The 10,794-nt window shown below is 69.8% G+C and carries 14 protein-coding genes; 10 read left to right on the top strand and 4 right to left on the bottom strand.

All coding sequences use genetic code 11. The annotated features are described in order from the left end of the window. The 5 genes from ACPYOG_RS17010 to ACPYOG_RS16990 all read left to right on the top strand — a co-directional run. Nucleotides 1-576, top strand: a 576-nt coding sequence (locus ACPYOG_RS17010; protein WP_481295350.1) for a LamG-like jellyroll fold domain-containing protein, incomplete at its 5' end; no start/stop codon positions are given. A gap of 248 nt (nt 577-824) precedes the next feature. Then, a complete protein-coding gene (locus tag ACPYOG_RS17005) occupies nt 825-1,106 on the top strand; it encodes a hypothetical protein (RefSeq protein ID WP_481295349.1) in 282 nt (93 codons plus the stop codon). 92 nt (nt 1,107-1,198) lie between these two features. After that, entirely contained in the window at nt 1,199-1,426 is a 228-nt protein-coding gene (locus tag ACPYOG_RS17000) for a hypothetical protein (RefSeq protein WP_481295348.1), read from the top strand. An 89-nt stretch (nt 1,427-1,515) separates the two neighbouring features. Next, nucleotides 1,516-1,707 carry a hypothetical protein gene (locus ACPYOG_RS16995; RefSeq protein WP_481295347.1) on the top strand — a complete coding sequence of 64 codons (192 nt, stop codon included), beginning with the start codon at nt 1,516-1,518 and terminating at the stop codon, nt 1,705-1,707. A gap of 260 nt (nt 1,708-1,967) precedes the next feature. Continuing rightward, nucleotides 1,968-4,253, top strand: a complete 2,286-nt coding sequence (locus ACPYOG_RS16990) for a LuxR C-terminal-related transcriptional regulator (protein WP_481295346.1) — start codon at nt 1,968-1,970, stop codon at nt 4,251-4,253. A gap of 65 nt (nt 4,254-4,318) precedes the next feature. Here ACPYOG_RS16990 and ACPYOG_RS16985 read toward each other — a convergent pair whose 3' ends face one another. Beyond that, the gene (locus ACPYOG_RS16985) at nt 4,319-4,876 is read right to left on the bottom strand and encodes an RNA polymerase sigma factor (protein ID WP_481295345.1); all 558 of its coding nucleotides are present in this window, start codon (nt 4,874-4,876) and stop codon (nt 4,319-4,321) included. 224 nt (nt 4,877-5,100) lie between these two features. Between ACPYOG_RS16985 and ACPYOG_RS16980 the strand changes: the two genes are divergently transcribed. Next, complete coding sequence (locus ACPYOG_RS16980; RefSeq protein WP_481295344.1) at nt 5,101-5,385, top strand: GNAT family N-acetyltransferase; 285 nt, start codon at nt 5,101-5,103, stop codon at nt 5,383-5,385. On the opposite strand, the gene ACPYOG_RS16975 is transcribed toward ACPYOG_RS16980, so the two are convergent. The 3 genes from ACPYOG_RS16975 to ACPYOG_RS16965 all read right to left on the bottom strand — a co-directional run bounded on the left by ACPYOG_RS16975 (nt 5,345) and on the right by ACPYOG_RS16965 (nt 7,826). Continuing rightward, nucleotides 5,345-5,716 (bottom strand): hypothetical protein, encoded by a 372-nt coding sequence (locus tag ACPYOG_RS16975; RefSeq protein ID WP_481295343.1) that lies wholly within the window; start codon nt 5,714-5,716, stop codon nt 5,345-5,347. The two genes, ACPYOG_RS16980 and ACPYOG_RS16975, sit on opposite strands and share 41 nt — an antisense overlap. An 83-nt stretch (nt 5,717-5,799) precedes the next feature. Next, entirely contained in the window at nt 5,800-6,849 is a 1,050-nt protein-coding gene (gene lplAB / locus ACPYOG_RS16970) for a lipoate-protein ligase LplAB (protein WP_481295342.1), read from the bottom strand. Between the two features lie 101 nt (nt 6,850-6,950). Further along, complete coding sequence (locus ACPYOG_RS16965) at nt 6,951-7,826, bottom strand: alpha/beta fold hydrolase (protein ID WP_481295341.1); 876 nt, start codon at nt 7,824-7,826, stop codon at nt 6,951-6,953. A 72-nt stretch (nt 7,827-7,898) separates the two neighbouring features. On the opposite strand from ACPYOG_RS16965, the gene ACPYOG_RS16960 reads away from it, so the two are divergent. Genes ACPYOG_RS16960 through ACPYOG_RS16945 form a run of 4 tightly spaced genes read left to right on the top strand, consistent with a single transcriptional unit; the run spans nt 7,899 to nt 10,641 of the window. Continuing rightward, complete coding sequence (locus ACPYOG_RS16960) at nt 7,899-8,330, top strand: MarR family winged helix-turn-helix transcriptional regulator (protein ID WP_481295340.1); 432 nt, start codon at nt 7,899-7,901, stop codon at nt 8,328-8,330. 5 nt (nt 8,331-8,335) lie between these two features. Then, nucleotides 8,336-9,634, top strand: coding sequence for an MFS transporter (locus tag ACPYOG_RS16955; protein ID WP_481295339.1), 1,299 nt, complete (start codon nt 8,336-8,338; stop codon nt 9,632-9,634). Nucleotides 9,635-9,693: 59 nt separating this feature from the next. Next, complete coding sequence (locus ACPYOG_RS16950) at nt 9,694-10,374, top strand: nucleoside/nucleotide kinase family protein (RefSeq protein WP_481295338.1); 681 nt, start codon at nt 9,694-9,696, stop codon at nt 10,372-10,374. A gap of 9 nt (nt 10,375-10,383) precedes the next feature. Then, nucleotides 10,384-10,641 carry a glutaredoxin family protein gene (locus ACPYOG_RS16945; protein WP_481295337.1) on the top strand — a complete coding sequence of 86 codons (258 nt, stop codon included), beginning with the start codon at nt 10,384-10,386 and terminating at the stop codon, nt 10,639-10,641. Nucleotides 10,642-10,794: the final 153 nt, after the last annotated feature.

The following is a 10,794-nucleotide window of genomic DNA, read 5'->3' as shown; positions in this document are numbered from 1 at the left end:
GACCCGGAAGGCTCGACGGTCGCCACCGACCTCGTGCACGGCGGCACCGCGAAGTACGCCGGCTCCCCGAGTGAGGCCGGCTGGTCGCTCACCGACAGCTCCTACCGACCGGCGACCGACGTCTTCAGCATCCAGATCTGGTTCACGACCGCGGTGGGAGGTGGGCGCCTCCTCGGGTTCAGCTCGTCGCCCAGAGGGCCCTCGCTCTTTCACGACCGCCAGTTGTTCCTCACAGATGACGGCAGGCTGGTGTTCGGGGTCTTCCCCGAGGCGGTGCACACCATCGAGTCGAGCCGGTCGTACAGCGACGGCCGCTGGCACCAGGCCACGGCCACCCTCTCGAACGACGGGATGGCGCTCTACGTCGACGGCGAGCTGGTCGCCCGCGACGCGACGGTGACTCACGGCGAAGACTTCGCGGGGTTCTGGCGCGTCGGCTACGACAGCCTCGCCGACTGGGGACCCGGCACTCCGAGCCGATACCAGTTCACCGGCAGTCTGGCCTACGCCGCCGTCTACGGCACGGCTCTGTCCCCTGACCAGATCCGATCGCAGTGGTCCCTGTGCGGTGGATGACGTCGCGTCATCATCCGCTCCGGCCAACGTCTTCATCACGTGAGAGAGCGTTTTCGGGCTTCGTTCTCTCACCAGGAGGGACCCCTTCTCTGGGGAACTCCGACGTGGAGCGGTCCGGCCTGTCCCGTCGGGTAGCGGGACAGCCGGGCCGCTCCACCGATCCGGGCAGGAACGCCGGGAACGCCAGGAACGCCAGGAAAACGAAGATCACACGATGGGAAAGAACCGACGAGAAGCGAGACCCTGAGATGATCGCGACACGCCGGGATCCGCGCGAGCATGCGGCGCGGCTCGTCATTGCACACACGGACGGTTGGCGGGGAGAACTGGTCACGCCCCTCATCCCACGCGACCCCGATTCCCCACTGCGCTCAGCGCTCCTCACGGAGCGCGCCCTGCGGCTCCGTGAGCTGCGCACGCTCGACTTCCGCGTTTACGACACGGTTCGCGTCGAGGAGGCGGGTCCCGGAGACAACTACCGCATCATCGACCGCTTCAAGGTCGCGACCGGCGTGCAACGTACGGTTTGATGGCTCCGCTGCGACCTCATACCGAGGGTGAATTCGGCCGCCGGCCCGCGCCATGCCCCTCGTCGCCGCAACGCCGCCGGTAATGTGAATGCATGTATTCGGGCGAGGAGACGTTCACGGCATTCCTCGTGCACCCTGCGACCCCCTCGCTCGATCGGCCGATCGAACTCCCGATCCTCGCCGAGCGGCCGCCCGTGCGCATTCGCGTTCCAACGGACTCCGACCCCGGCGCCATGGACGTCTATGAGCTCGTCGCAGCAGACGACTGGCCCCGCGAAGCCATGTACCGGTACCTCACCACGGAACTCTCCGGTTCCTGAAGGTCACGCGTCTCTAGCCAAGCGGCGCCCTGCCTCGTCAAGCTAGCTGCTGTTCGCTCATCGTGATGGCTGGGGAAGAGGTGGATGCGATGACCGATGACACGGGCCGCCCTCCGGAATCGGGACAGCGGCACTGGGAACGGGTCTTCACTCACCCCGATGTCGAGCGGGTGGAGCAGATCGGTGACGTCGTCCGGGTCCGCCTGCGCTCGCGGGTCGAACTGGAGTGGCCTACCGCGTCGGTGGACCCGACCACTCGGCGCGAGTGGGGACCGAGCTGAGCCGGCGGCGGGAAGATCGTCTAGTGCGTGAGGCCGACGCAGGTGCACGATGTGTCTCGCCGGAGGGGACGATCCGGCAGTCGCCTAACGGCGCACGAGTGGCCTCGGTGAGAAGACGGAAAAGGGTGGAGGGCGATTCCCGAGCGAACCCGAACGCGCCGGTGCCCTCCACCCCTTAAGAGAAGCCACTGCCCGAAGAAGCTTCCGACTAGTAGGACTCAGGATTCGCTCTCCTATGACGCCGAACGGGAGGTTCGGGGATGATCGGGGATGCATCCACCTCGGCGCCCGGCCTTCCGGTGCGCCTCGACTCCCTGATCGGCCGGCGGGAGGAGCTCTCGCTGATCCGGCGGCTCCTGCAGACCTCCGCCCGTGCCGTGACCATCACGGGTGCGGCCGGCGTGGGGAAGAGCCGCGTCGCCATCGCTGCGGCCGAGTCGCTGAAGCGGTCGGTCTCGGGCGTCTGGTACGTGGATGTGCGCGGCAGCGGCGGCCAGGTCGCCGCAGCCGTCGCTCACGAGCTGAAGGTCGACAGCGGTGAGGATGCGCTGTCCGCCATCACCACCGCGATCGGCGAGAGTGACTGCGTGCTGCTGCTGGACGACGTGGATGAGGCGGTCGCTGAGACGACCGCCTTCGTGGATGTGCTCCTCACCTCCTGCCCCGGGGCCCGGCTGATCGTCACCGGACGGGAGCCGATCGCCTCTGCCGGGAATGCCCTCGTCGCCATCGGGCCGCTCGGCGCTCGCGACCTGACCGCATCGAGCGACGCCGTGCGGCTGTTCGCCGACCGCGCCGCGTCCGCCGATGCCCGCTTCGCCGTCGAGGAGGGCACTCTGCCGCAGGTGATCCGGATCTGCGCGGCGACCGGTGGCGTTCCCCTGGCGATCGAACTGGCGGCCGCGCAATTGCAGTTCCTGGATGTGCGCACGCTCGCCAAGCGGATGGGCCGCCAGCTGCGGGCCCTGGAGCCGTCGGGCTCCGCCTACCGTTCCCTCCGGGCGGCTGTGGAGGACAGCTGGGAGCGATGCGACGCCGCCGAGCGGAGGGTCTGGACCGATCTCTCGGTGCTCGCTCCGGGCTGGGACCTGGAACTGGGTGAAGCGATGGCAGCGCTGAGCGTCTCGGAGCCGGATTCTGCCACGGCCGTCGTGAAGCAGCTGATCCGGCGCTCGATCGTTCACCGCCGGCGTCTCGAGGGCGGCGTCCGGTATGAGCTGCTGCCCGCGCTCCGCGAGTTCGGCGAGGAGCGGTTGCAGAATCCGGCGGAGGTCCGGCGACACTTCGTGACCTGCATGATTCAGCGGTTGCACGATGCGGAGGACCACTGGTTCTCGGGCCGGCAGGCGGAGATCCTGCGCCGCCTGCGTGGCGACATCCCGAACATCCGGCGCGCGGTGAAGACGGCTGCGGCGCTCGGGGACACCGACCGCGCCGTCGAGGTGGTCGTCACCGGGTGGCGGCAGGCGTTCCAGATTCATGGGAGCGAGGACGAGCTGGCGACCTGGGTCGCGATGGCGCTGCAGACCGGCACCCCGTCGCCGCACTGGGCGGCTCTGGGCCACGCTCTCCGGACGGCGATCTTCGGCCAGAGCGGGAAGCCGGGACTCGCGACCACCGAGCTGGAGCAGGCCGCGGCCGCACGCGACATCCTCCTCTCCGCCGACGATCCCGACATCGCTCGCACGTGCGACGCGGCCGTCCGCAGCGCCGCGGAGACGCTCGAGCGCGACGACGGTGAAGCGGCGATCCTCCTGCGCAGCCTCCTGGACGAACTGGGCGAGGATGCCTACCGATTCGGCCCGATGAACGTTCCGCAGCGGCTGGCGGCGCGGCTGTACGCGCTCGGCGACACGGACGCCGCGGACGCCGTCGGCGCTGCGATCGTGGAGCGGGCCGTGGCCGTGGGAGACCGGTTCGAGCGGTCGTTCCTGCTGACGACGCGTGCGACCGCGGCTGCCGCTGCCGGGGACTACGAGACCACCGAGGCAGCGGCGCGGGAGGCGCTCGTGCTGAAGCGGGGACTGGGGAACGGTCTGGGCGTCGCACAAGCGCTCGAACTGCTCGCCGACGTCGCCAGGGAGCGATCGGATCCCGTTCGCAGCGCCCGCCTGCTCGGCGCGGCGGCGGCCCGTTGGCGCGAGGCGGGCGCACTCCGTGGCAACTACCCTCCGTACTTCCACGACCGCGACCGGACCGAGCGGGCGGTGCGCCATCGCCTCGGCGACCCGGCCTTCGACCGTGCATCCGGATACGGGGCGGCACTCAGCGAAGGCGAGAGCATCGAATTCGCCTTGCACCACATCGTGGAGGCGCATGGTCGCGCCGGCGTGCCGTCCGTGCCCGGCGCCTCCCCGCTGACCCCGCGGGAGACCCAGGTGGCGACCCTCGTAGCGGACGGCGCGTCGAACAAGGAGATGGCTCGCCGACTCTTCGTGTCCATCCGCACCATCGAGACGCACGTGCAGAACGCGCTCGTCAAACTCGGCCTGCGTTCACGGACCGAGCTGGCGCTCTGGTACCGCGAGCACCCGACCCGGCGGTGACCGCCCCCTTGGGGACCGCTCACCCGGAGGGCGCCGCTGGCGCACGCGCCCTCCGGGGCGGACACTCAGGCGGCGAGAACCAGGCCCTCGCGCGCGGTCATCAGTGCCTCACGAAGGCCCTTCCTCGCCCGCAGGGCAAGCGCGCTGACCGCCCCTGCCGTCATCCCCATGTGCTCGGCCACCACGCCGACGGGCAGTTCGTACAGGCAGGTCAGCACCAGGACGCGCCGCCAGCGCTCCGGCAGCGAGCGGAACGGCTGTTCGAGGTCTCCGAGGTCGGCGACCTCGAACTCGTTGGATCCGACGGCGGAGTCGTCCTCCAGGGGCACGAGCGCGAGCCGCGCTTCCCGGACGCCCCAGGTCGCGGCGACCGTCCGGACCGCGACGGCGAGGTAGTTGCCGAACCCGCGGGTCGGCCCCTTGCCGTTGGTGAGCGCGATGAGAACTTTGGTGAACGCTTCCTGCACGATGTCCTGAGCGTCGAAGCGCGTCGTGGTGCCGCGTGCCACCCGGTGCGCCCAGCCCTGGTAGCGACTCCACAGCTCGCCGAGGGCCGCGTTGTCGCCCCCACGGACGCGGTGGACGAGCTCCAGGTCGGTCGGACGCACGGTGATGGCGGTCATCGTCTCTCCTCGGTCGGTGTCCGATTCGAAAGGGTCCGAATCGTTGACCTCAGACTCGGATCCGCGGTCCGGCCGCAGGAACGGCGAAACTACTGAGCGACTACCGAGGAGGACAGCGACGCTGCTCGGCACGGGCGACTCCTCGTCTCAGAAGGACGACAGGATCGCCGTCACTCTCTGAAGACGTCGGAGGGTGCGATTTGCTGACGGAGTAGCGTTTACGCATGAGCTTGAGCGTGGAGAATCAGCCCGACCGGTCCCGCTACGCCCTGCTGCAGGACGGCGAGGTGATCGGCGTCGCCGAGTACGACCTACGGCACGACGCCATCGTGTTCACCCACACCGAGATCGATGAGGAGAAGCGCGAGAAGGGGATGGCGTCGACTCTCGTTCAGACGGCCCTCGTCGACGTGCGCGACCACTCCGAACGGCGGGTGATCGCCTCCTGCCCCTATGTGCGGAGGTGGCTCAGCGAGCATCCCGGCTACGCGGACCTGCAGAAGCGGTAGCGCGACCGTCCTCGCTGGGCGCGCGGCCTTCCGCGCGCTGGCCCTGGCCCGCCACACCGAGGTCGAGGGTGATCTTGCCGCCCTCGAAGCCGCTCTCGCCGCGGTCGCCCGGCAGCGGCGCGGGAGCAGGCAGGAAGGACTGGCGGTCCAGCTCCTGCTGGGCCTCGTGACGGGTCGGGGCGAACACCTCGTCCAGCGGTCCCCCGAGGGCGCCGCTCAGGGATCCGGACCCGCGCTGCGCCTTGTTCGACAGGTCGATCCAGCCGAGCTTCACGGCGACGACGATGGCGGCGGCGAACGCCGCCACGATCCCCACCACCCACCAATTCACGCCCTCCAGGGTACCGGAGGACCTGTGGGCTTCCTGGGTGGATGCCGGTGCCGGTGGATGCCGCGGGCGCCCGAGTATCTCCCTCAGGGAACGCGGTAGAGCCACTCCTCGGTGGCGAACTTCTCGGCCACCAGCTTGTCGGCTTCGGCGTATTCGGCGTCGGTGATATCGCCCTCGGTGGCGCCGTAGAGGTTCGTGAACGTCAGCTTCAGCCGGTCGATGATCTCGGACCGGCTGAGTCCGGTCTGGCTCCGCAGCGGGTCCACCCGCTTGGCCGCGCTGGTGATGCCCTTGTCGCTGATCTTCTCGCGGCCGATCCGGAGCACCTCGGTCATCTTCTGGCCGTCCATGTCGTAGCTCATGGTGACGTGGTGCAGTACGGCGCCGGAACCGAGACGCTTCTGGGCGGCGCCGCCGATCTTGCCGGTGGGGCTCGTGATGTCGTTGAGCGGCTGGTACACGGCGTCGATGCCGAGCGACTTCAGAGCGATGATCGCCCACTCGTCGAGGAAGGCGTAGCTGTCGGCGAAGCTCATCCCCTGCACGAGGTCCGCCGGGGCGTAGATGGAGTAGGTGACGACGGAGCCGGCCTCCATGAACATCGCGCCGCCGCCGGAGATGCGCCGGACCACCTGGATGCCGTACTTCGCGGCGTTCTCGGGGTCGACCTCGTTCTTGACCGACTGGAAGCTGCCGATGACGACGGCGGGCTCGTCCCACTCCCAGATCCGCAGCGTCGGACCACGGCGTCCTTCGCCGACCTCGTTGGCGAGCACCTCATCCAGCGCCAGGTGCAGCTGCGGCGACACGGCCTTGGCGTGGACGATCTGCCAGTCGTAATCGCGCCAGCTGGTCGCCTTGGCGAGCGCCCGGCGGACGGCCACGGCGACCGCCTCCGGCGAGAAGCCCAGCAGGGAGGCGCCCGCGGGGAGGGCCTCTTTCACCGCCGCGGCGATGGTCTTGGCATCCACCTCGGCCGGCAGCCCGTTCACAGCGGCGTCGATGGCCTCCAGCGCACTGTCGGGTTCGAGGAAGAAGTCGCCGGCGAGCTGGAAGTCGGCGATCCGCCCCTCCACGATCTCCAGATCCACGACGACGAGCTTTCCCCCGGGGACCTTGTACTCACCATGCATATCCCCACCCTAAGTCCCCTCCGCCCCACCATCGAGTCCACACAGATTGCACGTTCTGACCCCCGGAAACGTGCAATCTTCGTGTACTCGACGGTGGGGGGTTACACGCGGGAGGGGAAACGGGCGGTGAGCCAGGCGGTGAGGTCGGCGTAGACCTCTGCGCGGTCGGTCTCGTTGTAGACCTCGTGGCGGGCGCCCTCGTAGACGATCGTGGTCACGTCCGAGAGGCCGGAGCGCGTCCGGAAGGCGTGTTCCAGGCGCCGGGCGCTGACCGGTCCGCCCAGGGGATCGTCGGATCCCACCTGGATGAGGACCGGCAGGTCGTGCGCGAGCCGGCGGGCCGGCCGCCCGAGCAGCCGCGCCGCATCCACCGTCCCGAACAGCTTCTGGAGGGGGGTGAGCGTGGTGAGCGGGTCGTCCACGAACGCCTGGGCCACCGCGGGGTCGCGGCTCAGCCATTCCGCACCCGTGGTGCCGAGGTGGGCGTGGCGCTTGTTGAGGTCTCCGCCGTTCATAGAGCCGAGCATCCGGTAGGCCGTGCCCGACAGCACCATGGCGTCGTATTCGTCGCTGTACCGGTTGAGCAGCAGCTGCCCGATCAGCGACCCCCAGCTGTGACCCACGAAGACGAGCGGCAGGTCGGGGTTCTCCTGGCGGATGAGTCCGCTGAACGCGTGCACATCCCGCACAGCCGCACGGAGGCCGCCGGGGCCGAGCCGTCCGAGGCGGGTGGCGTCGCCGTCCCACTGCTCCATCCCGGTGCGTCCGTGGCCGAGGTGGTCGTCGGCGTACACGGCGAACCCTGCGGCGGCGAGGTGCTCGGCGAGCTCCCGGTAGCGGCCGGCGTGCTCCCCGACCCCGTGCGCGAGCTGGACGGCGGCCGCGGGCCGCGTCCCCTCGGGATGCGGAGCATAGACGTCGAAGTACACGCGGACGCCGTCGTCGTCCTCGAAGGTCCGGCCCTGTTCGCTGCGCACGGGCTCATTCTGGCGCACGCCGGGCACTTCGGGGGTTTATTTAGCCAACCTAATTTGTTAGGCTAACTATTCATGAACGGACGGCTGTCGACGCACGACCTCAGCACCGCTCTCCGCATCGCGGTGGCGCGGCTGTCGCGCCGGCTCCGCGCCGAGAAGGAGGACCACGAGCTCAGCGACTCGCAGACGGCGATCCTCGCGTACCTCGTGCGCGAGGGGCCCGGCACGATCGGCCGCCTGAGCGAGTACGAGCGCGTCACGCCGCCGTCGATGAACCGCACCGTGAACCGCCTGGAGGAGGCCGGCTACGTCGAGCGGACGGCCGACCAGGCCGACGGCCGCAAGGTCGTCGTCCTGCCGACCGAGCGCGGCGTCGAGCTGGTCGCCGAGACCCGCCGGCGGCGCGACGCCTGGCTGCACCAGCGCCTGCGCACCCTCTCCCCCGAGCAGCGGGCGATCCTCGCTCAGGCCGCCGACATCATCCGGGAGCTGGCCGAATCGTGAGCGCCATGTTCCGCTCCCTCGCCGGGGTCAACTACCGCATCTGGGCGGGCGGCGCCATCGTCTCCAACGTCGGCACGTGGATGCAGCGCACGGCACAGGACTGGATCGTCCTGACCCAGCTGACCCACAACAACGCGTCCGCGGTCGGCTTCGTCATGGCGCTGCAATTCGCGCCGCAGCTCCTGCTGCTGCCGGTGACGGGATGGGCGGCCGACCACCTGGACCGGCGGAAACTGCTCATGTTCACTCAGGGAGCGATGGGCGCTCTGGGTCTCGGCCTCGGCATCCTCACCGTGAGCGGAGCCGTGCAGCTCTGGCACGTGTACCTGTTCGCACTGGTGCTCGGCGTCGTCGCCGCGTTCGATGCCCCCGCGCGTCAGACCTTCGTCTCGGAGCTCGTCGCCGGGCCCAACCTCTCCAACGCCGTCGCGCTGAACTCCGCCTCGTTCAACGTCGCCCGCCTGATCGGCCCGGCCGTGGCCGGCCTCCTGACCGCGGCTGTCGGCGCCGGCTGGGTGTTCCTCATCAATGCGGCGACCTTCGGCGCCGTGCTGCTGTCGCTGGCCATGCTGCGGCGCGACAAGCTGTACCGGACCGAGCGCGCGACGCGATCGCGCGGTGGCCTGATCGACGGCTTCCGCTACGTCCGGCGTCGTCCGGACATCCTGGTGATCCTGGTCATGGTGTTCCTGATCGGGACCTTCGGCCTGAACTTCCCGATCTTCATCTCGACCATGTCGGTGAGCGTGTTCCATCGCGGCGCCGGCGAGTACGGCCTCCTGTCATCGATCATGGCGGTCGGATCCGTGGTCGGAGCGCTCCTCTCCGCCCGGCGCGACCGGCCCCGCGTCTCGCTGCTGTTCGCCGGAGCCGCGTTCTTCGGGTTCGGCTGCGCGCTGGCGGCGGTCATGCCGAGCTACTGGCTGTTCGCGATCGCCCTGATCGTGATCGGCGTCTCGGCACAGACGCTGATGACCACCGCGAACGGCACGGTCCAGATGACGACCGACCCCAAGCTGCGTGGACGCGTGATGGCGATCTACATGGCCATCTTCATGGGCGGCACGCCGATCGGGGCGCCGATCGTGGGCTGGGTGGCCGACACGCTGGGGCCGCGCTGGGCGCTGGGCGTCGGCGCGGCGAGCGGGTTCGCGGCCGCGCTCGTCGGCGTCTTCTACCTCGTGAAGTACCGGGGGCTGCGGGTCCGCTTCACCCGGATGCGTCCGAGCGTCGTGCTCGCGCCGCGCGAGGTGCTCCGCGAGGAGCTCGAGGAGACCGAGGCCACGGCGACGCGCACGTCTTGACGCGGCCGCACGCGGCCGGCGCGTGTGCGGACCACCCGCGACGCGGGGAGAATGGATGCGTGACCACCACCGATCTGGATGCGCTCGCCCGCCGCGCCCTCGCCCTCGCGCCCGCGGAGGGCCGCGCGATCGTGGGCATCGCGGGCAGCCCGGGCTCGGGCAAGACGACCCTCGCCCGTGCCGTCGCCGGCCGAGTGGAGGAGCTGGCCGGCCCGGGCACCGCCGTGTATCTGCCCATGGACGGCTTCCACCTCGCCAACGCGACTCTGGATGCGCTCGGGCGCCACGACCGCAAGGGCGCCATCGACACCTTCGACGGCTGGGGCTTCGTCGCCCTCCTCGAGCGCGTCCTCGCCGAGACGGGGAATCCGGTCTACGCGCCCGCCTTCGAGCGGACCGTCGACGAGCCGGTCGCCGGCTCCATCCCCATTCCGCCCGGGACCCGAATCGTGATCGCCGAGGGCAACTATCTGCTCGTCGACGCGGATCCGTGGTCCCGCATCCCGTCGCTCCTCGCCGAGAGCTGGTTCGTGGCGACGCCGGAGGAGGAGCGGATGCGGCGGCTGGTCGACCGGCACACCCGCCACGGCCGGACCCCGGAGGCGGCGACAGCCTGGGCGCGCGACGTCGATGGCGCCAATGCCGTGCTCATCGAGGCGTCGCGCACGCGCGCCACGCTTGTGGTGGGCGGCTCCGGCGGGTCCACCGGGGTCAGCGATCTGGCAGCCGCGCACGCATAGCATGGAAATATGACCTCCCCCACCCCGTCCTTCGATCGCCTGACCGTCTTCGGCGCCGACTGGTGCCGCGACTGCATCCGCTCCAAGTCCCTCCTCGATCGACTCGGCGCCGACTACGACTACATCGACCTCGTCACTCGTCCCGAGGAGGCGGACCGCGCCCAGCAGATCAGCGGCCGGACGAACATCCCGGTGATCGTCTTCCCGGATGGACGCCACCTGGTGGAGCCGACCGATCCCGAGCTCGAGGCCGCACTCCGCGCCTGACGCCACGTGTGCGTGCGGCCGGCGGGTTGCGTGCGGCTGGTGGGAGCCTCCTCGCTCCATTGATCACTCACCCTGCACAATCTCATCCAGATCACCTGTTGGACAACTGACTCGCCGCAGCGGAGAGTTGCCGATATGGACTACACACGCACC

It is taken from the genome of Leifsonia sp. HAY1-4F (genome assembly GCF_056755275.1).
This window is presented reverse-complemented; position numbering and strand designations above follow the sequence as displayed.